17 protein-coding genes and 2 pseudogenes are annotated in these 22,025 nt (G+C 57.0%); 12 read left to right on the forward strand and 7 right to left on the reverse strand.

The genetic code is table 11. From position 1 onward, the window contains the following. The first annotated feature begins 1 nt into the window (after position 1). From ACZ1HF_RS17680 to ACZ1HF_RS17700, 5 genes are all read left to right on the forward strand, one after another. Positions 2-886: a formate dehydrogenase accessory sulfurtransferase FdhD gene (locus ACZ1HF_RS17680; RefSeq protein WP_472658748.1), complete on the forward strand. Its 885-nt coding sequence runs from the start codon at positions 2-4 to the stop codon at positions 884-886. Further along, positions 883-1,488, forward strand: a complete 606-nt coding sequence (gene mobA / locus ACZ1HF_RS17685; RefSeq protein WP_472658749.1) for a molybdenum cofactor guanylyltransferase MobA — start codon at positions 883-885, stop codon at positions 1,486-1,488. The genes ACZ1HF_RS17680 and mobA overlap by 4 nt, the downstream gene beginning before the upstream one ends. Further along, a complete protein-coding gene (gene mobB / locus ACZ1HF_RS17690; protein ID WP_472658750.1) occupies positions 1,485-1,979 on the forward strand; it encodes a molybdopterin-guanine dinucleotide biosynthesis protein B in 495 nt (164 codons plus the stop codon). Before mobA ends, mobB begins: the two co-directional genes overlap by 4 nt. Further along, the gene (locus ACZ1HF_RS17695; RefSeq protein WP_472658751.1) at positions 1,976-4,084 is read left to right on the forward strand and encodes a molybdopterin-binding protein; all 2,109 of its coding nucleotides are present in this window, start codon (positions 1,976-1,978) and stop codon (positions 4,082-4,084) included. Before mobB ends, ACZ1HF_RS17695 begins: the two co-directional genes overlap by 4 nt. An 80-nt stretch (positions 4,085-4,164) precedes the next feature. Further along, positions 4,165-4,851, forward strand: a complete 687-nt coding sequence (locus ACZ1HF_RS17700) for a lysostaphin resistance A-like protein (protein WP_472658752.1) — start codon at positions 4,165-4,167, stop codon at positions 4,849-4,851. Between the two features lie 20 nt (positions 4,852-4,871). Here the strand turns inward: ACZ1HF_RS17700 and ACZ1HF_RS17705 are convergent, their stop codons facing one another. After that, positions 4,872-6,137 (reverse strand): class I SAM-dependent methyltransferase, encoded by a 1,266-nt coding sequence (locus ACZ1HF_RS17705; protein ID WP_472658753.1) that lies wholly within the window; start codon positions 6,135-6,137, stop codon positions 4,872-4,874. A 213-nt stretch (positions 6,138-6,350) separates the two neighbouring features. Between ACZ1HF_RS17705 and aspS the strand changes: the two genes are divergently transcribed. After that, positions 6,351-8,129, forward strand: coding sequence for an aspartate--tRNA ligase (gene aspS / locus ACZ1HF_RS17710; protein ID WP_472658754.1), 1,779 nt, complete (start codon positions 6,351-6,353; stop codon positions 8,127-8,129). Positions 8,130-8,137: 8 nt separating this feature from the next. Here aspS and ACZ1HF_RS17715 read toward each other — a convergent pair whose 3' ends face one another. Next, positions 8,138-8,599, reverse strand: a complete 462-nt coding sequence (locus tag ACZ1HF_RS17715) for an Lrp/AsnC family transcriptional regulator (protein WP_472658755.1) — start codon at positions 8,597-8,599, stop codon at positions 8,138-8,140. Between the two features lie 139 nt (positions 8,600-8,738). Between ACZ1HF_RS17715 and ald the strand changes: the two genes are divergently transcribed. Further along, positions 8,739-9,857: an alanine dehydrogenase gene (ald, locus tag ACZ1HF_RS17720; RefSeq protein ID WP_472658756.1), complete on the forward strand. Its 1,119-nt coding sequence runs from the start codon at positions 8,739-8,741 to the stop codon at positions 9,855-9,857. A 51-nt stretch (positions 9,858-9,908) separates the two neighbouring features. On the opposite strand, the gene ACZ1HF_RS17725 is transcribed toward ald, so the two are convergent. The 4 genes from ACZ1HF_RS17725 to ACZ1HF_RS17740 form a co-directional block, all read right to left on the reverse strand. Then, on the reverse strand, positions 9,909-10,961 hold the full coding sequence (locus ACZ1HF_RS17725; RefSeq protein ID WP_472658757.1) for a lipocalin-like domain-containing protein: 1,053 nt from the start codon (positions 10,959-10,961) through the stop codon (positions 9,909-9,911). Then, on the reverse strand, positions 10,951-13,341 hold the full coding sequence (locus ACZ1HF_RS17730) for an ABC transporter permease (RefSeq protein ID WP_472658758.1): 2,391 nt from the start codon (positions 13,339-13,341) through the stop codon (positions 10,951-10,953). Before ACZ1HF_RS17730 ends, ACZ1HF_RS17725 begins: the two co-directional genes overlap by 11 nt. Further along, entirely contained in the window at positions 13,338-13,997 is a 660-nt protein-coding gene (locus tag ACZ1HF_RS17735; protein ID WP_472658759.1) for an ABC transporter ATP-binding protein, read from the reverse strand. Before ACZ1HF_RS17735 ends, ACZ1HF_RS17730 begins: the two co-directional genes overlap by 4 nt. 62 nt (positions 13,998-14,059) lie before the next feature. Beyond that, the gene (locus tag ACZ1HF_RS17740; RefSeq protein ID WP_472659080.1) at positions 14,060-14,719 is read right to left on the reverse strand and encodes an arylesterase; all 660 of its coding nucleotides are present in this window, start codon (positions 14,717-14,719) and stop codon (positions 14,060-14,062) included. A 34-nt stretch (positions 14,720-14,753) separates the two neighbouring features. On the opposite strand from ACZ1HF_RS17740, the gene ACZ1HF_RS17745 reads away from it, so the two are divergent. The 3 genes from ACZ1HF_RS17745 to phaR all read left to right on the forward strand — a co-directional run bounded on the left by ACZ1HF_RS17745 (position 14,754) and on the right by phaR (position 18,601). After that, entirely contained in the window at positions 14,754-15,437 is a 684-nt protein-coding gene (locus tag ACZ1HF_RS17745; RefSeq protein WP_472658760.1) for an ABC transporter ATP-binding protein, read from the forward strand. Continuing rightward, complete coding sequence (locus tag ACZ1HF_RS17750) at positions 15,434-17,968, forward strand: ABC transporter permease (RefSeq protein ID WP_472658761.1); 2,535 nt, start codon at positions 15,434-15,436, stop codon at positions 17,966-17,968. The genes ACZ1HF_RS17745 and ACZ1HF_RS17750 overlap by 4 nt, the downstream gene beginning before the upstream one ends. A gap of 78 nt (positions 17,969-18,046) precedes the next feature. Further along, positions 18,047-18,601, forward strand: a complete 555-nt coding sequence (gene phaR, locus ACZ1HF_RS17755; RefSeq protein WP_472658762.1) for a polyhydroxyalkanoate synthesis repressor PhaR — start codon at positions 18,047-18,049, stop codon at positions 18,599-18,601. Positions 18,602-18,604: 3 nt separating this feature from the next. Here the strand turns inward: phaR and ACZ1HF_RS17760 are convergent. After that, a pseudogene (locus ACZ1HF_RS17760) lies at positions 18,605-19,956 on the reverse strand (aminotransferase class III-fold pyridoxal phosphate-dependent enzyme). Positions 19,957-20,111: 155 nt separating this feature from the next. On the opposite strand from ACZ1HF_RS17760, the pseudogene ACZ1HF_RS17765 reads away from it, so the two are divergent. Further along, positions 20,112-20,911: pseudogene (locus tag ACZ1HF_RS17765) on the forward strand (S49 family peptidase). Between the two features lie 168 nt (positions 20,912-21,079). After that, positions 21,080-22,024 (forward strand): calcium/sodium antiporter, encoded by a 945-nt coding sequence (locus ACZ1HF_RS17770; RefSeq protein ID WP_472658763.1) that lies wholly within the window; start codon positions 21,080-21,082, stop codon positions 22,022-22,024. Position 22,025: the final 1 nt, after the last annotated feature.

A 22,025-nucleotide genomic window follows, 5' to 3' on the forward strand; every position in this document is an offset into this window, starting at 1 on the left:
AATGGCAATTCGTGATAAGACGCATCAAAGCTATCTGATTGCGCCGGATATGGGCCGGACGGGCCTGACGCGTAGTGTGTCCGGTATCGGGCAGGACGGCGCGCGGCATGACATTGATGTGGTCGAGGAACGCCCTCTGACCATCTACCTCAACAGTCGCGAGATCGTGACTGCGATGACAATTGGCGACTACCCGGAATATCTGGCACTGGGGTTTTTGCGCAATCAAGGGATGTTGGGTGCCGCCGATACGGTCACTGGCATTGACTATGACGAAGACCTGTCCGTGGTGGTGGTCCGCACAGCGGTCCAAACGGATCACGAAGAGAAGCTGAAGAAAAAGACCCGCACGTCAGGCTGCGCCATCGGCACTGTGTTTGGCGATATGATGGAAGGGCTGGAGGGGTTAAGCCTGCCCGCAACACCTGTAAAGACCTCTGATCTTTACGCATTGGCAGCCCATATCAATCGCACGCCCAGCCTCTATCTGGCGGCGGGCGCGATCCATGGCACAGTGCTGTGTCAGGGTCCCCGCCCGCTGGTCTATATGGAGGATGTGGGCCGCCACAACGCTGTTGACAAGATTGCAGGCTGGATGGCGTCGGAAAGCGTATCTGCCTCTGATAAGACGCTTTACACAACGGGCCGTCTGACCAGCGAGATGGTGATCAAAACTGCCCTGATGGGTATCCCGGTGCTTGCCTCCCGCTCGGGCTTTACCGCTTGGGGCGTCGAGATCGCGCAGCAGGTCGGCTTGACCCTGATTGGTCGGATGCGCGGGAAGCGGTTCATGTGCCTGAGCGGCGAAGACAGGCTGGTCTGGGACGCAGATCTTACGCAAGTCGCGGATGAACCGCGACAGCCTGCCCGGAAGGGGGCACCATGACCCAACCGGCAGGCGTTATTCTGGCAGGTGGCCTGTCCAGCCGTATGGGCGGTGGTGACAAGGGGCTCTTGCTTCTGGGGGGGCAGTCGCTTTTGTCGCGCGTCCATGACCGCCTTGCCCCACAGGTGGCAGAGCTTGCATTGAACGCCAATAGTGACCCGGCGCTTTTTTCCGATCTTGGGCTTCCCGTCCTGAAAGACAGCATTGACGGCTATGCCGGGCCACTGGCGGGCGTTCTGGCCGGTCTTGACTGGGCCGCATCGCGTGGCCACAGCCATATCGTCACCGCCGCAGCCGACACGCCGTTTTTCCCCTGCGATCTTGTTCCCCGCCTGATGCTGGCCGCTGAAAGCGCCCCCATCGCACTGGCGGCCACGCCGGACCCCAAACGCGGCACCGCCCGGCATCCGACATTCGGCCTTTGGCCCACCCATCTGCGCGACGATTTGCGCGCCGCTTTGCAGGGCGGTCTGCGCAAGGTTGTGCAATGGACAGACAAGCACGGCACCGCCACGGCCCTTTTTGAAGCCGATCCGTTTGATCCGTTCTTCAATGTCAACACGCCTGATGATCTATCACAGGCAGAGGCATTGCTGACATGACTGTCTTTGGGATCGTCGGCTGGAAAAACTCTGGCAAAACCGGGCTGATGGAACGGCTGGTCACAGAGATAACGGCGCGGGGGCTGTCTGTCTCGACCGTTAAACATGCCCATCACAGCTTTGATGTGGACCAACCGGGCAAGGACAGTCACCGCCACCGCGTCGCAGGCGCGCAAGAGGTGCTGTTGGCATCGGCGAACCGCTGGGCATTGATGCATGAATTGCGCGAGGTGGGTGAGCCATCGTTGCAAGACCTGCTGGACAGGCTTGCGCCCGTCGATCTGGTGCTGGTTGAGGGCTACAAGCGCGACGCGCACCCCAAGATCGAGGCGCATCGGGCCGAAACAGGTCAGCCCCTGATTGCGCGTGATGATCCAACGATCCGGGCGCTGGCCAGTGATGAGCCGCTTTCGGGCATGAATATCCCTGTCTTCGATCTGGACGACACCGAAGCCATCGCCGATTTCATCCTGAACGAGATCGGACGATGAGCCTGTTTGACACCTATATTATTGTCGACTGGTCTGGCGGGAATGATTGCGGACCAAAGCCCAAAAAGGATGCAATCTGGGCCTGCGCGGTCCAAAATGGCGTGGCCGAAACACCTGTCTATCTGCGCAATCGTGGTGTTGCGGAAGACTGGTTGTCGGACCGGCTGGACGCCGAATTGGCGCAAGGCAATCGCGTTTGTCTCGGGCTTGATTTTCCGTTCGCCTATCCCCAAAGGTTTGCCGAAGCCGTGACGGGTAAGCCAGACCCTTTGGCGCTTTGGGACTGGTTCAAGGCACATGTCGAGGACAGCCCGGACGCCAACAACCGGTTCGATCTGGCAGGACAAATCAACGCGATGTTCTCCGGTATTGGCCCGTTCTGGGGCAACGGGCTGAAAAACCGCGATATTGACCACTTACCACGTAAGGGAAAGGATCGAACGGGGGCTCCGTTCTCCGAAAAGCGATTGGTCGAGACCAAGGCCAAGGGCAGCTTTTCTTGCTGGCAGCTTTCTGGTGCCGGGGCCGTAGGCTCACAAGTCATCATGGGCTTGCCGGTTCTGGCGCGGTTGCGCGCGCGGTTTGCCGGGCAGGTTGCGGTCTGGCCGTTTGAGCCACTGACGCTCACTATTGCATTGGTCGAAGTCTGGCCCTCGCTGCTTTCGGATCAGGTCAAGACAGCCCTTGTCCAAGGGGGCATCAAGGATGCCCATCAGGTCCGCCTTCTGGCGCTGGCTTTGGCCCGGATGGATGCGGATGGCACGCTTCAGGACGCCTTGGATGCGGGCGTGCAAGGGGGACAGGAAGGCTGGATCCTTGGTGTCGGGGCAGAAGACGCCTTGCGCATGCCAACGCCGCCGCGTCTGAAAAACGATTGTTTTGCCCTGCCAGCAGGTGTCGAATGGACCCCCGTGGATGAGGCATTGTCGCTGCTCGATGCAGCCCTGCACCCCGTTATGGGGCAATCCACACTGGATCACACGCAGGCGCTGTCGCGTGTTTTGGCGCAGGACGTCATGGCGCGACGCTCAAACCCACCTGCCGCGAATGCGGCTGTCGATGGCTACGGCTTTGCCCATAGCGCAACAGGGGCGGGTGATCAACTTTTACCGCTGATCACAGGTCGCGCAGCTGCGGGGGCGGCTTTCACTGGCACGGTTCCTAAAGGTCATGCGATCCGTATCCTGACCGGCGCGATCCTGCCCGATGGCGTGGATACCGTGGTGCTGGAAGAAGACTGTGCCGTGACCGAAACCCATGTTGCCTTCTGCGGCCCCGTTAAAGCCCGCGCCAATGCGCGGCGCGCAGGTGAAGATGTGATGGCAGACGCGCTGGCCTTTCCCAAAGGCCATGTTATGCGCCCACAGGACATTGCCTTGCTTGCAGCGCTTGGTGTCTCGGACGTGTCGGTCTTTGAGCGTTTGCGCGTAGGTGTTCTGTCCACAGGGGACGAACTTGTCGACCCCGCGTCTGCCACCCGCCCGGATCAGACTTGTGATGCGAACCGGCCGATGTTGTTGAGCCTGATCGAGCGTTGGGGATACATACCGGTTGATCTGGGTCATGTTCAGGATGATAGTACCGCATTGCGGGCTTGTTTGGACAAGGCCGCGACATGCTGTGACGCGATCCTGACCTCTGGCGGTGCGTCTGCGGGGGATGAAGACCACGTCTCGGCACTGCTGTCAGAGGCTGGAACACTACACGCTTGGCGCATCGCTTTGAAACCGGGGCGCCCTCTTGCATTGGCCCAGTGGAATGGCGTTCCGTTATTCGGGTTGCCCGGCAACCCAGTGGCAGCTTTCGTATGCACGCTGATCTTTGCGCGACCAGCCTTTGCCAAGCTGGCCGGGGCAGGGTGGTCTGCGCCAGTGGGATATATGATGCCGGCCGCGTTTTCGAAGCGTAAGAAGCCCGGTCGGCGGGAATACCTGCGGGCGCGACTGACTGACGATGGTCGCGTTGAGGTCTTCGCCTCCGAAGGGTCGGGCCGGATATCGGGGCTTAGCTGGTCGGATGGGTTGGTCGAGCTGCCGGACGGTGCCGCAATCATCACCCCCGGCGATCCGGTGCGATACATTCCCTATGGCAGCTTTGGGCTATAAAACCCGGCGAAGCATTACAAAGCGTGACTGGAGTTTTGTTCCGGGCGGCTTATGTAGGCGAAAAGAAACAGGAGCCATCAATGACGGATACAGCAATGCTGAGCCCGCTTGTACGGCGGGGCAGGTGGGTTGAATTTGTGACCTTCTTCATTCTGGTGCCCGTGGCCATCGCGGTGTTTCTGCCTGCATCAATGATGTTCCCTGCGCTTTTTGCTATGACAGGCCTTGGGGTCATGCTTTTGGGCATCACGAACGCTTTTACGTGGCGTTCACTTACGGAAGGGGTCTGGCGCATCAATTGGCAGCTGGTTGCGATGACAGCCCTTGCGACGGGCATTGCGGGATGGGTGATCTTGTCGCTCAGCGCGCCAGAGCGTCTGTTTGCACTGCTGGGCGAGAACGCTCCACGCACGGCGGATGGCTGGCCGGTTATCCTGATCATAGCGCTGTTTTATCCGCTGGTCTCGGCCTTGCCGCAGGAACTGGTTTTCCGACCTCTGTTTTTCCGCCGCTACGGTGCGGTATTGCCCGGTGGTCGTGCTGCGTTGGTGCTTAATGCGGTGATATTTTCATTGGCGCATCTGATGTATTGGAGCGGCATTGTCGCCCTGATGACCTTTATCGGCGGGCTGATATTTGCGTGGAGTTATGAGCACAGGCAAAATTTCCCCGAGGCGGTGGTGCTGCATTCGGTTGCCGGTGTGGTGCTGTTTACGGTTGGGATGGGTGCGTATTTCTATAGCGGTAATGTGGTACGGCCATTTTAGGGCTGATCGCACCACATCGCTTATTCTGCAGCTTCCAATATTTTTTCATCCTGTTTGACCGACGAATTCGGCTTGGCCGCGCCACTAACATAGAGATAATCGCGGGTAACCGGCACAGTGTCTTGACGCTTTGCCAGCTGCATCTGGAAAAGTACTAGGGGCATGTCAGACATACTAAGTTCAGATGCGATCAGATAGTAGCGCCACATCCGAATGAAGCGTTCGTCATATCCCAGGGCGCGGACTTCTGGCAGGCGTGCCTCAAACCGGGTTTGCCATTCTGTCAGGGTACGTTCGTAATGGGTACGCCATACCTCAATATCGGCCTGTTGCAGTTGGGTTTTTTCCACCTCGCGCAGCACCTCGGACAAAGCCGGAGAATAGCCGCCGGGGAAAATGTATTTGCGAAACCAGGGAGAGAGATCGGTTGGTTGGGAGGTGCGACCGATGAAGTGGATAAGTGACACGCCATCCTCGGCAAGATTTTGTTCGACCTGCCGGAAATAGGTGCTGTATTGTGGCTGCCCCACATGTTCCAGCATGCCGACCGATACGATGCGGTCGAAGGTCTCGTTGACGTTGCGATAATCCATCAGGCGAAAATCGATTTTGTCGCCCACCCCGGCTTCGGCGGCGAGACGACGTGCGGTCTTAAGCTGTTCTTCCGACAAAGAGACGCCGACAACATGAGCGCCGTAGTCTCGGGCTAATGTGATCGCCAAACCGCCCCAACCACACCCGATGTCGAGAACGTGCATCCCTGGTGAGATCAGCAATTTATTGGCAATATGCGCCATCTTATTGGCTTGGGCTTGCTCCAAGCTGTCGGAGGGATCGCGGAAATACCCGCAAGTGTATTGGTGATCCGGGTCGAGGAACAGATCGTAGAACTCGGTCGAGATCTCGTAATGATGTTTGGAATTTTTGAGTGACGCCCGTCGGGTGTTCCATTGGGTCCACCTGCGCATGCGAACATGAAACGCCCTGATCGCGCTTTGCAATTTCGGCAGGTTGCCATTTTCGTTATTGCGGATCACCAGCGTCAGTAGGCCCCGCACATCGTCGTCGCGGATGGTCAGGGTTTCATCCATATAGGCCTCACCCAAAGCAAGCTCCGGATTGAGGATCAGTTTTTTCGGAAGGCTCGCATCATGCAGCGTGACTGTAACCTCAGGCAGGGTGCCGTCGCCCAACGTCAAAATCTCGCCATCGTGCATATGCAGTATAAGCGTGCCGCTTTTGATTAGCCGCGCGATCATTTTCTTAAAAATTTTGTCCCACATCATGTCCCAATCCCATATGACCCCTGGCTACTTCAAAATAGCACTTTTCCAGAAAGCGCTAGGTTATGAAAACCTTACCTTTTGTCGTCGTGGTTAATTTGCCCCAACGGCGCGAGCCCGTCTTGCAACACAGATGCGCCCTGTGGCTTGACTTCACGCCATGAAGCGTATGTATCGGCGCGAAGCCTTATAGTACGCTCTTGAAAGGGTCATCCAATGCACGCATTTCGCAGCCATACCTGCGCTGATCTGAACAAAACCCATGTGGGGGACGCGGTGCGTCTGTCGGGTTGGGTGCATCGTGTGCGTGACCACGGCGGCATCTTGTTCATCGATCTGCGTGATCATTACGGCATGACGCAGGTATTGGCTGATCCGGACAGCCCTGTGTTCAAGGAGATCGAGAAGGTCCGGTCCGAGTGGTGCATTCGGATCGACGGCGAGGTGAAGGCGCGGGATGCGTCTTTGGTCAATGAGAAAATCCCGACCGGCGAAATCGAGGTTTTCATTCGCGATATGGAAGTTCTGGGTGCTGCGGAAGAGCTGCCGTTGATCGTCTTTGGCGATCAGGAATACCCGGAAGAAACCCGGCTGAAATACCGCTTCCTTGATCTGCGGCGTGAGGTCATGCAGCGCAATATGGTGCTGCGTTCGGACGTTGTGGCCTCCATGCGCAAACGCATGTGGGATGCCAGTTTCCGCGAATTCCAGACGCCGATTATCACCGCCTCGTCGCCTGAAGGCGCGCGCGATTTTCTGGTGCCGTCGCGGCTGCACCCCGGCAAGTTCTATGCGCTGCCGCAAGCGCCGCAGCAGTTCAAGCAATTGCTGATGGTGTCGGGCTTCGACAAGTATTTCCAGATAGCACCTTGTTTCCGCGATGAAGACCCGCGCGCGGACCGCTCGCCCACGGATTTCTACCAGTTGGATATGGAAATGTCGTTCGTCGAGCAGCAGGACGTGTTCGACACGATCCAGCCGGTTGTTCAGGGCGTGTTTGAGGAGTTCGGCGGGGGCCGCAAGGTCGATACAGAATGGGAACAGATTTCTTACAAGGATGCGGCCCTTTGGTACGGCACGGATAAGCCCGACCTGCGCAACCCGATCAAGATGCAGGTGGTCTCGGACCATTTCGCAGGCTCTGGCTTTGCGATTTTTGCGAAAATTCTGGAGCATGAGGGGACGGAAATTCGCGCCATCCCGGCACCCGGCGGCGGGTCGCGCAAGTTCTGCGACCGGATGAATGCATTTGCCCAGAAAGAGGGCCTGCCGGGGATGGGGTATATTTTCTGGCGTGACCAAGGCGAAGGTATGGAAGCCGCAGGCCCCCTCGCCAAAAATATCGGCCCGGAACGCACCGAAGCGATCCGCCAGCAGCTGGGCCTCGACATCGGCGATGCGGCGTTTTTCCTTGGGGGCAAACCGTCCGCATTTGAAGGCGTGGCAGGACGCGCGCGGGTTGAGATCGGCAATGAATTGGGGCTGACCAACACCGACCGCTTTGCATTCGCCTGGGTCGTGGATTTCCCGATGTATGAGGCCGATGAAGAAACCGGCAAAATCGATTTCTCGCATAACCCGTTTTCCATGCCACAAGGCGGGATGGAGACGCTGCAGGGCGATCCGCTGGAGGTTCTTGGCTATCAATATGACCTTGCGTGCAACGGGTATGAGCTGATTTCGGGCGCGATCCGGAACCACAAGCCCGAGATCATGTTTAAGGCGTTTGATCTGGCCGGTTATGGTGAAGATGAGGTGCGTAAGCGCTTTGGCGGTATGGTCAACGCCTTCCAGTACGGCGCACCGCCCCATGGTGGCTGTGCGGCCGGGATCGACCGGATCGTGATGCTACTGGCCGATGAGGCGAACATCCGCGAGGTGATCCTATTCCCGATGAATCAACGCGCCGAAGACTTGATGATGTCCGCGCCAAGCGATCCAACCTCGGATCAGTTGATGGAGCTTGGCCTGCGGGTGATCCCGCAAGACGACTGAGCCAGTCGCTACACCGGCAGGGCGGTTGTCTTGAAGACCGTGCGCAGGGCAAAGCTGGATTGCATTTGTGCTACGCCGGGCAGGCGGGCGAGGTAGCGGCGATGGATGCGGGCGAAATCTTCGGTATCGGCGGCGACGACTTTCAGCAGGTAGTCGGCAGACCCGGCCATAAGGTGGCATTCCAGCACGTCCGGCACTTTGGCGACCTCGCGCTCGAACGCGTCCAGCACCTCATCTGCCTGAGCGCTTAAGGTGATTTCCACAAAGACCGTCGTGGGACGATGCACCTTGCGCGGGTCCAGAAGGGCGACGTAGTCGCGGATAATTCCTTCTTTTTCCAGCCGCTGGACCCTGCGGTGGCAGGCAGAGGGGGACAGGTTCACTTTCTCGGACAGGTCCGCATTGGACATGCGTCCGGTCTTCTGAAGTACCCGCAGGATACGGGCATCTATACTGTCTATCTCAGCCATTACGCATGATCCTTCGATATATTTGCTAATTTTCGATAATTTCTGCTGCTGTTATCGCAAAAACCGGGAGGATTATCAAAACAATTTCATGCATTATGTTGGCAGTATCCACATAAACAATATGATGGAGGAGACTGTCATGATCATCGGTTGCCCAAAAGAAATCAAACCTCAGGAATTTCGCGTCGGCCTGACGCCCAACGCTGCCCGTGAAGCCGTGTCCCACGGCCATACGGTGCTTATAGAGACCAACGCAGGCGCAGGTGCCGGGTTTGAGGATGCCGACTATGTCGCTGCCGGGGCCGAAATCATCGGGACTGCTGCGGATGTGTTTGCCCGCGCCGAGATGATCGTCAAGGTGAAGGAACCGCAGGCGGTAGAGCGTAAGATGTTGCGCGAAGGACAGTTGCTGTTCACCTATCTGCACCTCGCCCCGGACCCTGAGCAGACGAAGGATTTGCTGGCTTCCGGCGCGACCTGTATTGCTTATGAAACTGTGACCGACAAGTCGGGCGGCCTGCCCCTGTTGGCACCAATGTCCGAGGTTGCAGGACGTCTGGCTCCGCAGGTTGGTGCGTGGACGCTGCAAAAGGCCAATGGTGGGCGGGGCGTTCTGATGGGCGGTGTGCCCGGTGTTATGCCAGCCAAGGTGATTGTGATTGGCGGCGGTGTTGTCGGCACACATGCGGCCCGGATTGCCGCTGGCATGGGCGCGGATGTGACCGTGCTGGATCGGTCCTTGCCACGGATGCGCTATCTGGACGATGTGTTTGGTAGCGTCTTCAAGACGCAATATGCCAGCGCTGGCAACATTGCAGAGCTTGCAACGCAAGCCGATATGATCGTCGGGGCGGTCCTGATCCCCGGTGCCGCAGCGCCGAAGCTTATCACCCGTGCGCAACTGTCCACGATGAAACCCGGCGCGGCCCTTGTGGATGTGGCGATTGATCAGGGCGGCTGCTTCGAGACATCCAAAGCCACGACCCACAAAGACCCGGTCTATGAGGTCGACGGGGTCATGCATTACTGCGTGGCGAATATGCCGGGCGCCGTTGCGCGGACTTCGACCATTGCGCTGGGCAATGCGACGATGCCGTTCATGCTGGAGCTTGCAGATAAGGGCTGGCGACAGGCCTGCGAAGATGACCCGCACCTGCTGAACGGGCTGAACATACATGCCGGGCAGCTCACCTATTATGCGGTCGGCAAGGCGCTGGGCATCGATGTGCTGTCACCGCAATTGGCGCTGAAAAGCTGATATCAGGGCGCAACGTACGGCGAATGGGTCGGAGAACCGTTAGGTCGGGGGCTATTTCGCTGAATAGCCTGTCATCTCCAGATAACCGCGCCCGGTGTGGCTACCCTCGACGCGCACGGGGCCTTCCCAGTAAGGGATACGGGTTGCCATCCAGGCCTTTGAGTTGAGTGCAGTCACGGTTACATCGACATCTTTGTCGGGCAGCTTAACGCGCCATTTTGTGGGCAGCTTGCGTCCGGCGACAGTGCTTTGTGTCATAGCAGTCGCTGTAAACACCCCGTCCTTAAAGGGCGTCACTGTGCCGTCTGGCTCGATCCAATTGGCAGAGGTATAAACGCTGTCGTCGGTTTGGCGTAATTGAAAGCCCATCATGCGCGCGCCGTCGTCGAATGTCAGCGAGAACCAGTCCCAGCCGGTTTGGGTGTCGCTGAGAGGTTGCGAGGACCATTCCCGATCAAGCCATGCAGTGCCCGTGACGTCAATGTCACCGCTTGGCAGACGCAACACGCCTGAGATCGTAAAAAACGGTTGCGAATAGTAATAGCTGGCCTGACCTTCGGCTGACTTGACGGAAAACCCATCAGTGCCGTGAAAGACCAAAGGGCCTTTGGCTTGCAGGGCCATATCATAAGAAAAGTCCGGTCCGCTGGCGGTCAGGGTCATATCTTCAAAACTACCCGCCATTTGCCAGTCATCAATCCACGCTTCAAACGGATCTGCTGTGACCCCAGCCTGTCCAATGCCACCACGGGCCAGGCGTTCTGTTACGAAATGGCTGTCTGGCGTGGTGACAGCCGCGTGCCCCATCCAGACCTGCGGGCTGACCCAGCCCGGTAGTTCCTCTGGTTTCAGGGCCGAACGGAACAGGGTCCATTGCAACCCATATGGTGTGCCATCAGGCCCGGTGAGATTGGCTGTCAGATACCACCATTCGATCCGGTATTCTGGATGGGGTCCGTGATCTTTTGGAAATCTGAACTGCGGTTCTGGCTGTGGCACGGCAAAACCGTCGGCATCAGCCCCCAGACCGGCAAAGCCCTGACTATAGGTTGGAAGCGTGATCAAGCTTAGCATCATTGCCAACAAAAGATGATTAACGCTCATTGGCAAAGACCCTTAGCAGATCGCCCGGATAGGTGCGTGAGAGCCTGATAGCAGGCCATAAGGCCGCGACAAACGCAGCCAGCACAGTCAGCAGCCCTAGTTTGATATAGTCCAGCGGGAAAAGGAACATTGGCAAGCGCCAGCCAAACGCCTCGACATTGACGACGTCCAGAAGTACCCAGGCCAAAGCCAGACCAAGGGGTATGGCGGCAAGACCGGTGAGCGCCGCCAGCACCAAGGCGCGGATCAGTTCCAGTTTTGCCAATCTCGCGCGGGTTAACCCTAAGGCCCAGACCGGTGCCAACTGTGGCAGGCGCATTGTGGCAAGCGTCAGCAAGCTGATCAGAATGGCAAGCCCGGCGACAGACAAGGTCAGTACGTTCAATGTGGCGGTTACAGCAAACGTCCGTTCAAAAATCGCAAGCGAGAAAGCTTTGATGCCCGCCTGATCGATCAGGGCCTCTGGCCCCAGATCAAACTTGTCATTCAGATCGCGGGCGACTTGTTCGGGCTGATCTGTGTGCAGGCCAAAGCGCAGGGCTGTGGCATTCGGATAACGATCACTGAACATATCTGCGCCCAGCATAACCTGACCGCCGGGGTTGCCGTAATCGCCGAATATACCGATGATTTTATCGCTTTCCAGCATATCATCCACGGCAAGGTCGAGACGTCGTGAAAGCTGCTCATTGATCAGAATGCCATCCCCCGCAGCCAGCTTGTCCCAGACATTTGGCAGGGTGCTGAGCATCTGCCAGTTGTCGCGATATGTCTCATGATCCGTGACGCCGTAGATTTCTGTGGGAATGCCGTTCAGACGCGTATCGACCGAGATGATAGGCAAGATCATATCCACCCGAGGTTCCAGATAATCCGTCCAGTCCTTTGCTTGTTGAGGGGTATCAGCGCGCAGATACAATTCTGACGCAAGGCGTTGATCCAGAAAGTCCAGAAATGTCAGCCGGAAGCTCGAAACCATCGTTGAGACACCGATATTTGTTGCCATTGCCAGCAAAAGAGCCATCAAGGCCATAGACAAGCCTGGCAATTGTTGCCGTGTGTCCGCCCAGAACCACTGGGTGAGTGCGCCACGGCTAACACTACCTGCCAAGCGCAGGACTGTGTTCAAAAAGTATGGCAAAGCCAGCGCAGTCCCAACCAGCAGGCACCCCAGAAGGGCAAAGCCTGCGATTAGACCGGAGCCTGCGGTTAAGATGATTAATGCTCCGCAAAGCAGTAGCGCGGCAAGCGCCCCGAGCCTTGTTGTGGTGCGGGCCGTTTCTGTGACCCAGGCGCGCGGTTGTGAAGAGGCCAGCAGGGGTAGGCGGGACAGTCGCCAAAACGCGCCCGCTGCCGCGACGCCAGTTCCGCCAAAGGCCATCGCCAGCCCCGACAGCCACCAAACGGGCCTTAGGCTCAGTTGACCGTCGACATCTGCGCCGTAAAGGCCACGCAGCGTTGCCGCGACATCCGGCAATAGCATCGCGGCGATCAAATAACCCAGAATGACCCCAAGCGCACCGGCAACCAATGCTAAGAGCATCAGTTCCAGCGCCAGAAGGCCGATCAGATGGCGTAGCGGTAGCCCAAGGGCGCGCAAGGTTCGAAACACCGGTCGGCGCTGCTCAAAGGCAAGTCCAATCGCGCCGTAGACGATGAAAATACCCACGACGAAAGATAAAAGCCCAAAGGCTGTCAGATTCAGATGAAAGCTGTTGGTGAGTTGTGCAAGATCATTTGCACTTTGTTGCGGGGTAAGTAGAAGCTGCGGGGCGATGGTTTCCAATGGGGGTTTGTCGATAGGCTGTTCCGTTGCAGCAAGCAGCTGATCAATCTGCGCATGCTTCTTAAGCACGCGTTGCACCAAGCCAATATCGGCAATCGCTGTGCCGGGGCTTTGCGCGTCGCTTATCTGTAGCGGAATGTTCAGCGGCTCCAGGGTTGCGACATCATCGGGATGGGCCAGGATCAGGCCACCTTCTTGCAGGAATGCAACGAACGCATTTGCATCATCGGCGTTGGTCTCTTCCATTACAAGCGATCCGCCCGGCAGGGTGAGTGGATCAACGCCCCTGAGTGTGATCCCGTTCTCAACGTCAAGCTGCCCCTCAACAACCGGGGAGACTTGCCAGCCTGCGCGGCGCAGCGCGATATATGTTGCCTGATCGATCGGCGCGCCATCGCGCCTGCGGATCGTGCCGGACACGCCCTGGCTTAATGCATCTGCTGCCTGATCATAACTGGCGCGGGCCTCGGCGTTGATTGCCTGAACCCCGGACCAGAGCGCAGTGGCCGTCGCGAGCCCAATGATCAAAGTCAGTAATTGCCACGGATTGCGCCACCAGTGGCCCAGCAGGGCAGACAGACCCGTGCGCATCATGGCTGCAGCGTCCCGCAGGTTAGATGCAGCTGGCGTCCCAGACGCGCCGCATGGGTTTTCGAGTGCGTGACCATTAACACAGCCGTGCCTGCGTTCTCGGCAATATCCAGCATCAGTTGCAGAACCGTTGCGGCGTTTGTTTCGTCCAGATTTCCGGTCGGCTCATCCGCAAGAACCAGTTTCGGGCGTGCGGCAAGGGTGCGGGCAATGGCCACCCGTTGTTGCTGGCCGCCTGACAGGGCTTCGGGGTATTTATCCAACTGATCGCTCAGACCAATTTGGTCGGCCAAACTGTCCGCCCAGTCGGCGTCATGTTTGCCAGCAAGTCGCGCCTGAAAGGCGATATTCGCGCGTACCGTCAGGCTTGGGATCAAGTTGAACTGCTGGAAGACCACGCCGACGGACTCGCGCCTGATTTTTGCACGCCCGTTATCGTCAAGGGACGTGATGTCGGTGCCGTCAATCAGAATTTGTCCCTGATCCACGATGTCCAGCCCGGCAATAAGATGCAGCAAAGTGCTTTTGCCACTGCCAGACTCGCCTGTCAGCGCCAGCGTTTCCGCCCGCGCCATCGTCAGGTTGATGTTTTGCAAAACCTGCGTCTCTACCACCCCTTGGCGGTAGCTTTTGCACAGATCCTTGATTTGCAGCAGCATGGCGTTCCTCTTGCGTATCGTCTGTACTTAGCACCACACAACGCAGAGGACAGTGCGAAGTTTCAACGCGTCGCTTGCTTTACAAGTTCAAGCACTTTGGGACCGATGTCTTCGACGATAAGGGCTACCCCAACAGCATTGGGATGCAGCCCATCGGCCTGAATATTGTCCCGCAATGCTTTGGCCGGATCTTCGCGCAAACCGATCGCGGCAAGAAAATCAGGGTAGAGCAATGCGTCGTAGGTTTTTGCAAGATCCGGGTAGATCGCATCGAAGTTGTCTTTATATTCTGGCCCGAAGTTACCGGGGGCTTTCATACCGGCAATCAGGACAGGTACATCGCGTGTCTTGGCCAATTGCAGGATTGCATCGATGTTTTCCCGGCTCACTGCGGGATCCAACCCACGCAGCAAGTCGTTGCCGCCCAATGCCACGATCATGGCGTCCACCTCGGGGGTCAGGGTCCAATCGACCCGCGCCCGCCCGCCTGCAGTGGTATCGCCCGAGACACCTGCATTGATCAGCGTGATTTCTGCGCCCTTGTCATCAAGCCATTGCTGCAACTGCGGTACAAACCCCTGATCGGCAGGCAGCCCAAAGCCGTGAGTCAGACTGTCGCCCAGGGCTGCGATCACGACTTCCTCAGCTGACAGTGGTGTTGCCAGGCACGTAAGCAAAGCAAGGTTGCGGACAGCGCCAAATCCCCTATGTCCCAAGGTCAGGGCTGATCGACAGCCAAAGCCAAGGATTGCACCTATGCCGTATGATACCACTGATCCTTTATTGTCCTTGCGGGATGTGGAGTTATCGCTTGATGGCAACGCAGGCAGGATTGATATCCTGAAAGGTATCAATCTGGACGTGTCCGTTGGCGATACGGTGGGGCTGATCGGGCCATCGGGGTCGGGCAAATCGTCTCTCCTTATGTTGATGGGCGGGTTGGAGCGCGCCACCGGCGGGCAAGTTATCGTCAGGGGGCAAGATTTAACCCATCTGGGGGAAGATGCACTTGCACGGTTCCGTGGGCAATATATGGGCATCGTTTTTCAATCCTTCCACCTTATTCCCACAATGACGGCTCAGGAAAACGTGGCCTTGCCATTGGAACTGGCAGGCAAGGAGGCTGCGCTGGATCGCGCGCAGGCAGAGCTGGAGGTCGTGGGGCTTGCAGATCGGGTCGGCCATTACCCTGCGCAATTGTCTGGGGGTGAGCAGCAGCGAGTGGCCTTGGCCCGCGCAGCTGTTGTGCGCCCGGCGCTGTTACTGGCGGATGAACCAACCGGCAATCTGGACGGCGCTACAGGCGCGCGGATCATGGACTTGCTGTTTGATCTTAATGACCGCTATGGCGCGACGCTGGTGCTTGTGACCCATGACCCCGGCTTGGCCAAGCGATGTGGTCGTGTCATTGGGCTGAACGACGGGATGATCGCCTCATGAATGCGTTGCGCATGGCGCTCATGATAGCCCGGCGTGAAATGCGAGGCGGGCTGCGGGGATTTCGGGTGTTTCTGGCCTGCCTGACCCTTGGCGTCGGGGCAATTGCGGCCATCGGGGTCGTGCGCAGTGGCATCGAGACAGGCTTGCAGCGTGAAGGTGCCGTTATTCTTGGAGGCGATGTCGCAGTGCAACTGACCTACCGCTTCGCCAGCACGGATGAACGCGCGTGGTTCGATCATGTCGCTACAGATGTCTCGGAAATTGCTGACTTCCGGTCGATGCTCGTCGCTCCCAAACCTGACGGAGCCGAACGTGGGCTGACGCAGGTGAAAGCCGTAGACGACATGTATCCCTTGATAGGGCAGGTCCGGCTAGAGCCAGACATACCGTTAAGCACGGCGCTGACAGGTCAAAACGACCTACCGGGGCTGGTTGCTGACCCGGTTTTGGTAGACAGGCTGGGGGTGCAGGTTGGTGACACAGTACAGCTTGGCACGCAGAGCTTTATTCTGATGGCTCGGCTGATCCGCGCGCCCGATGATGCTGGTGGTGGTGGTTTCGGTCTTGGTCCACGTGCCATCGTTGCCCGCACGGCTTTGGCGGACTCAGGATTGCTTAATCCCGGAACACTTTTTGAGACAGAATACCGTCTGCTCCTCTCCGATGATACAGACCTCGATGCGCTGCGCCAGCAAGCTGATACAGCATTGGAAAGCGCCGGGTTTCGCTGGCGGGATAGGAGAAACGGGGCACCGGGTATCGCGGAGTTCGTGGATCGGCTATCCGCCTTTCTGGTGTTGGTCGGCTTGACAGGTCTGGCCGTTGGCGGTGTTGGCGTCGCGTCTGCAGTTCGCGCGTATCTAAGCCGTAAGGTTGAAGTCATTGCCACATTGCGCAGTCTTGGCGCACAGGGGCGCGTGATTTTTCTGGCCTACGGGTTGCAGATCTGCGCGCTAACAGGGTTAGGCATTGTATTGGGGTTGACCCTTGGCACAGCCATTCCGCTGGCATTGGCTCCCGTGATTGAGGCGCGTCTGCCCGTCCCCGTAGCGCTTGAGGTCAGGCTTCGTCCTTTGGCCGAGGCGGCGCTTTACGGTGGGCTGTCGGCGGCTCTGTTCACGCTCTGGCCCTTGGCGCGGACCGAGAATATTCGCGCGGCTGCCCTGTTTCGGGGGCTCGACCTGCGGGGCCGTCCACGAATTGTCTGGATACTCACAAGTGTAATTCTGGTGGCACTTCTAGTTGGGATCGCCGCCTATCTTTCGGGTCTTGTACGCCTCACGCTCTGGTCGGCTTCGGGTATTCTGGGGGCGTTCTGCATTCTTGTTGGTGCTGCCCATGGGACGCGCTGGTTTGCTAAAATGCTTGCCAAAACCCGTAGTATCAGAGGGCGTCCCATCCTACGCGGCGCGCTATCGGCAGTGGGCGGTCCGGGGGGCGATGCAACCTCGGTCATCGTCTCGCTTGGGCTGGGTCTGTCGGTCCTTGCCGCGGTTGGTCAGATCGACTGGAACCTGCGAAACGCGATTGCCAGTGATTTGCCGGACGTAGCCCCGGCTTATTTTGTTGTGGACATCCAGACTGATCAATTGGGCGGTGTACAGGGTCTTCTGGCTGCCAAACCTGGCGTCGAGAAGATGGAAAGCGCGCCTATGCTGCGTGGGATCATCACACAGATAAATGGCAAACCTGCCGCCGAGGTGGCAGGAGATCACTGGGTGTTGCAGGGTGATCGCGGCATTACCTATTCTGCGCAGCCGACACCTCAAACCAAGATCACGCAAGGCCAATGGTGGGCTGCGGATTACGCTGGCCCCCCGCAGATCAGCTTTGCCGCTGAAGAAGCTGCCGAGATGGGAATTGGTCTGGGCGATACCATCACGATCAACGTGCTAGGCCGCGACATCACAGCCAAAATCACCAGCCTACGTGAGGTGGATTTTTCCACGGCCGGGATCGGGTTTATCCTGTCAATGAACCCGTCGGCATTACAAGCCGCACCGCATACGCATATCGCCACGATTTATGCCGATCCTGCGATCGAAGCTGAAATTCTGCGCGACATCGCAACGGCCTATCCCAATATCACGGCCATCCGGGTCCGCGATGCCATTGCCCGAGTGTCAGAGGTTCTGGCAGGCATTGCTGCGGCGATCACTTACGGGGCGCTTGCAACATTGATCACCGGCGCTGTGGTTCTGATCGGAACTGCGGCCGCCAGCGAGCAGGCGCGGGTCTATGAAGGTGCAATCCTGAAGACACTGGGTGCATCGCGTGGCGCGATCCTCGCAAATTTTGCGCTACGGTCCGTATTTCTTGGGGCAACGGCTGGTCTTGTGGCTATTGCCGCTGGGGCCTTGGCAGGGTGGGCGGTGTGTGTCTTCGTGATGGAAACCGATTTTATCTTTGCATGGGGCTCGGCCCTAATGATTATTCTGGGCGGTATTGTCGTCACAGTTTTAACCGGGCTTGCTTTTGCATGGCGCCCATTATCCATCCGTCCCGCCAGAATTTTAAGAGGGCAGGAATAGGTGCTATTCTCTGCCACCCCTTTTCTTTTCAAAACGTCTGCGTTAGCGTTTTCTGCAGTGCAAAATCTGGGGCCGCCCGTGACTGATAATACTACACCTCTGCTGATCAAACGCTACGCCAGCCGCAGGCTCTATAATACCGAGACCAGCGATTATGTGACGCTCGAAGATATATCCGGGTTCATACGGGATGGTCGCGAGGTCAAGATCGTCGATCTCAAAAGCGGCGATGACCTGACACGACAATATCTTCTGCAGATCATTGCCGAGCATGAAAGCCGGGGTGAAAATGTTCTGCCGATCAATGTGCTGACCGATCTGGTGCGCAGTTATACAACCAACGCGCAATCCATGGTTCCGGATTTTCTGGCAGCCAGCTTTGACATGCTGCGTGAAGGGCAATCGAAGATGGTTGAGACGATGACAAGTCCGATGTCTGCTGTACCTGGCTTTGATCAGATCAAAGCGCAGCAGGAAGCCTTTATGAAAACCATGATGGGTGGGTGGTCAGGGCCATCTGAAGACGACCCCGAACCGGAAGAGATGTCTGACGCGAAGGCATCAGAGCTGGATGAGATAAAGAAACAGCTTGCGGATATGCAAAAAGCCCTGTCGCAGATGAACAAGAAATAAAAGCTATACGGCTTGCAGGCCTGTCTCTAACGCAGACAGGATTTGATCGATCTCAGCCTCTGTAACAATCAATGGCGGGGACATCATCAGATTATTGCCGCCAATCCGCACCATGGCACCCGCCTCGTAAGTCGTATTGAAAACCTTGCTGACAATATCCGGGGCAGCGGCAGTTTTTCTGGTTGGATCGCTCACCAGTTCCAGTGCAGCCATAAGACCATGGCCACCACGCACATCGCCAATAATGGGGTACTTATCCTTCAATGCAAGCAATCCGCTGAACAGTTGTGTCCCGCGCGGCCCAGCATTTTCGTTGATTTTCAAACGCTTGCTTTCGCGCAGACAGGCAAGTGCTGCGGCGGCCCCGACTGGATGGGCGGAATAGGTGTAGCCATGCCAGATGCTGGCCGTGGCCGGATTACCGGTTTCAAACACCTCGGCCACTGTTTCAGAGACCATGCAGGCCCCAAATGGAAAATAGCCAGAGGTAATGCCCTTGGCCATCGTCATCATGTCGGGTTTCACCCCCAATGGCGTGACCCGGACCAATCGCCTGAGCGTCCAAACCCGGTGATCACCTCATCCGCAATCATCAAGACACCGTAACGGGAACAGAGTTCGCGCATCTTACCCATGAACGCAGCGGGGGGAACGATTACACCACCTGCGCCCTGAATGGGCTCCATAATGAAGGCTGCAATGGTCTCGGCCCCTTGAAACTCGATCTCGTCCACTGCTGCGGCAACGCAAAGATCGGCCAATTTATCCGGGTCTGTCTCATTGAACGGGTTTCGATAGGCATAAGGCGAGGGTAGGTGGAAACACCCCGGCAACAGGGGCTCATATTGAATGCGGAAGCGGTTGTTGCCATTGACCGACGCACCACCAAAATGGGTGCCATGATAGCCTTTTTTCAGAGACAGAAATTTGGTTCGTCCATGATCCCCACGAATTTTGTGATATTGCCGTGCAAATCTAAGGGCTGTTTCAACCGCGTCTGATCCGCCGGAGGTAAAGAATGCGCGGGCCATACCATCTGGACCAAACATTTCGCGAAGCTCGTAGCTCAACTCAATTGCAGGCTCGTTCGATGTGCCAGCAAAAGCAGAATAATAGGGAAGAACCTGTAGCTGTTCGGCAATTGCCTCTTTTATCGGATCGCAGGAGTATCCCACATTCACGCACCAGAGCCCGCCAACGCCGTCCACTACTTTGTGATCACCGGCATCTGTTATGGTAGAGCCTTCGGCGCTTTTGATGATGTGGGGCGGTGTATCGTGCAGTGTGCCGGGATGACCCATCGGGTGCCACATATGTCGAGCGTTGTTTTCATTTAGAAAATTCGAGTCCTTCATGGCTTTTCCTCCACCGCTGCTGAGTCAGTCTATTTTACAAAAGGAAATGCCGGAAGGATGAAATCGATATTTACGTCGTGTAACGGCGCAACAACTTTAAGGCCAGATGGGCTTTGCTCTTGTTTGGCGGGCGACACAACTCTACATCATCTCAGATGAAGCGCTGGATCCCTTTTTTGAAACCCGATCCGATGGTGGCGGTTGTCCGTATGTCGGGCATTATTGCTGCTGGGGGCGTGGTGGAAACCTCAATGACCAAAGCCTTGCACCGGTGTTGGAAAAAGCATTCCGCAAAGGAAAGCCTGACGCTGTTGCGTTGCTTCTGAATTCGCCAGGTGGCTCACCGGTTCAATCTTCGCTGATAGGCGCACGTATCCGGCGCTTGGCCGAAGAAAAGGAATTGCCGGTTTATGCGTTTATTGAAGATGTCGCGGCGTCGGGCGGTTACTGGCTGGCTGCCAGCGCTGATGAGATTTGGGTTGATGCCAGTTCGATTGTAGGCTCTATCGGTGTGATCTCTGCCTCGTTTGGCTTTCACGAATTGATGGAGCGGCAAGGCATAGAGCGGCGTGTGCACACTGCTGGCAAGGATAAATCTATGCTGGACCCGTTCCGGCCCGAACGTCCGGCTGATGTGAAGCGTCTGAAAGCCCTTCAGCTGAATATTCATGAGGCTTTTATCGCGCATGTCAAAGCGCGGCGCGGTGCGAAGCTGTCGGAAGACAAAGACCTGTTCACAGGCGAAATCTGGGTTGGCGGGGCAGCTATTGACCCTGGCCTTGTCGATGGGGTTGGCCATCTGGTGCCCAGAATGAAAGAAGTCTACGGGGATAAGGTGAAGTTCGCTGTCTATGGACCCAAGCGATCGCTTTTCCAAAGATTTGGCGCGCGGGTATTGTCAGATGCGCTGGATCAACTAGATGAAAAAGCGCTCTGGGCGCAGTATGGGCTGTAAATGATACTCAAAATCGTGAGCCTGTTTTTGATCGCCATGATGGTGCTGGCGATGTTCGGTAAGCTGAGAATGCCGAAGCTGGGCCATAAGCCCGTTAAAAAGTGCAAAATATGTGGAAGTCATATCATCGGCAAAGGCCCCTGTACCTGCAAAGGACGTGGATAAGCAATGTACGAGCTGGCGCTGGTGTTCCTCGGTCTGGTCATTCTCCTGTTTGCAGGTGACAGTTTGGTCAAAGGGGCTGTAAACTTGTCGCTCAGGCTTGGTATTCCTGCCCTGATTGTCAGTCTGACTGTCGTTGCTTTTGGCACGTCCGCGCCAGAGCTTCTAATCTCGGTACAAGCTATTCTGGATGATGTGCCGGGGTTGGCAATCGGGAATGTCGTTGGCTCGAACACGGCAAACATATTACTGGTATTAGGCATTCCAGCACTTTTGGCCGGGCTGACAACTGCAAGTTGCCATACGGAAAAGACTTATACGATCATGCTGGCGTCGACAGTTCTGTTCATTGCGCTGTGCTTTTTCTCGCCGATCACGTGGGTCCATGGGGTGATCTTGCTTGGGGCCTTGGCGCTTGTGCTGGGCGATGCGTTTCGGGATGCGCTGTCGCATCGTGAAATCGCCGAGGAAGAGCCCGAAGGGGCGGACCCTTCCATGCCGGGATGGCGCATCGCGATGTTTTTGATTTTGGGCCTGATTGGTTTACCTCTTGGCGCTAACCTTCTTGTCGAGAATGCAACCATTCTGGCCTTGCAATTCGGCGTGACGGAAACCGTTATTGGCCTGACCCTTGTGGCCATTGGGACATCTCTTCCAGAGCTTGCAACGACAGTCATGGCCGCTTATCGGCGCGAAGCAGAGGTCGCTTTGGGTAATGTCATTGGGTCGAACATGTTCAACCTGCTGGCCATTATCGGTATCTCAAGCTTTTTCGGAGCTATCCCAATTCCGCCGGAATTTTTGGTTTTTGATCTCTGGGTTATGCTTGCCGCATCCTTGCTGTTGGCCCCCGTGGTTTATCGTCATGTCAATATGGGCAAACGCTGGGGCGTTGCCCTGTCGGTTCTTTATATTATCTACGTGATCACCGTATTGATCCTGGGGGGATAGG

Source organism: Litoreibacter sp. GN1-5 (assembly GCF_055693805.1).

Bases quoted from the DNA above. Each gene is read 5' to 3' on its own strand.
- ACZ1HF_RS17680 (WP_472658748.1), top strand. From the start codon at position 2: ATGGCAATTCGTGATAAGACGCATCAAAGCTATCTGATTGCGCCGGAT.
- mobA (WP_472658749.1), top strand. From the start codon at position 883: ATGACCCAACCGGCAGGCGTTATTCTGGCAGGTGGCCTGTCCAGCCGT.
- mobB (WP_472658750.1), top strand. From the start codon at position 1,485: ATGACTGTCTTTGGGATCGTCGGCTGGAAAAACTCTGGCAAAACCGGG.
- ACZ1HF_RS17695 (WP_472658751.1), top strand. From the start codon at position 1,976: ATGAGCCTGTTTGACACCTATATTATTGTCGACTGGTCTGGCGGGAAT.
- ACZ1HF_RS17700 (WP_472658752.1), top strand. From the start codon at position 4,165: ATGACGGATACAGCAATGCTGAGCCCGCTTGTACGGCGGGGCAGGTGG.
- ACZ1HF_RS17705 (WP_472658753.1), bottom strand. From the start codon at position 6,137: ATGATGTGGGACAAAATTTTTAAGAAAATGATCGCGCGGCTAATCAAA.
- aspS (WP_472658754.1), top strand. From the start codon at position 6,351: ATGCACGCATTTCGCAGCCATACCTGCGCTGATCTGAACAAAACCCAT.
- ACZ1HF_RS17715 (WP_472658755.1), bottom strand. From the start codon at position 8,599: ATGGCTGAGATAGACAGTATAGATGCCCGTATCCTGCGGGTACTTCAG.
- ald (WP_472658756.1), top strand. From the start codon at position 8,739: ATGATCATCGGTTGCCCAAAAGAAATCAAACCTCAGGAATTTCGCGTC.
- ACZ1HF_RS17725 (WP_472658757.1), bottom strand. From the start codon at position 10,961: ATGAGCGTTAATCATCTTTTGTTGGCAATGATGCTAAGCTTGATCACG.
- ACZ1HF_RS17730 (WP_472658758.1), bottom strand. From the start codon at position 13,341: ATGATGCGCACGGGTCTGTCTGCCCTGCTGGGCCACTGGTGGCGCAAT.
- ACZ1HF_RS17735 (WP_472658759.1), bottom strand. From the start codon at position 13,997: ATGCTGCTGCAAATCAAGGATCTGTGCAAAAGCTACCGCCAAGGGGTG.
- ACZ1HF_RS17745 (WP_472658760.1), top strand. From the start codon at position 14,754: ATGCCGTATGATACCACTGATCCTTTATTGTCCTTGCGGGATGTGGAG.
- ACZ1HF_RS17750 (WP_472658761.1), top strand. From the start codon at position 15,434: ATGAATGCGTTGCGCATGGCGCTCATGATAGCCCGGCGTGAAATGCGA.
- ACZ1HF_RS17770 (WP_472658763.1), top strand. From the start codon at position 21,080: ATGTACGAGCTGGCGCTGGTGTTCCTCGGTCTGGTCATTCTCCTGTTT.